This is a genomic window from Bartonella sp. AA86SXKL (assembly GCF_042196885.1).
In genome coordinates this window covers 1-666 of the sequence record NZ_JBHIRE010000387.1, presented here as the reverse complement: position 1 = coordinate 666, position 666 = coordinate 1, and the positions used below count along the sequence as shown (strand labels likewise).

The window sequence follows — 666 nt, the reverse complement described above, 5'->3', positions numbered from 1 at the left end:
TTTCATAGCACAACATCTGACTATTCATTTCAATGATTTCCAAATCATAAAGAATCACTTATTAACTTTCTACGATGGCATAAAAACGATCGCACCCACGATGATCAAAATGGTTCATAGCACCATGAGCATTTATTTCACATTTTCCTTATGGATGTCTTCAAGTTTTTTTTCAACGGCAGCGACCACATTTTCACAAGTGATGCCAAAGTGCGCATAAAGCGCATCGATGGTCCCACTGGCACCAAATCCTTGCATGCCAATAAACACCCCATTAGTGCCGATAAAATAGTCCCAACCTTGCCGGAGTGCAGCTTCAATGGCAATTTTAATCGGTGCATCACCAATGAGAGCCCTCTGATAGGAGGGAGATTGCTGTGTAAAGAGTTCAAAACAAGGTACAGAAACCACACGCGTTGGGATTCCCTTTTCTTCTAAGACTGCATGTGCATGTACGGCAATCTGCAATTCTGAACCGGAAGCAAACAGGGTCACTTGCGCATCATCACTGGCGGTGAGTAATTCATAAGCACCGAGCATACAAAGATTTTCTTCTTCATATTCCCGACGCAAAAGTGGTAAATTTTGTCTACTCAAAGCCAAAGTAGAAGGTGTCCCTCGCGTTTTCAAAGCCAATTGCCAACACTCGACAGTCTCCATAGCGTC

1 protein-coding gene is annotated in these 666 nt (G+C 43.1%); it reads right to left on the bottom strand.

The genetic code is table 11. The features are described from left to right. Positions 1 to 132: 132 nt before the first annotated feature. On the bottom strand, positions 133 to 666 hold a 534-nt coding region (locus tag ACFIO5_RS12160; protein ID WP_375705546.1), incomplete at its 5' end, for a transketolase-like TK C-terminal-containing protein.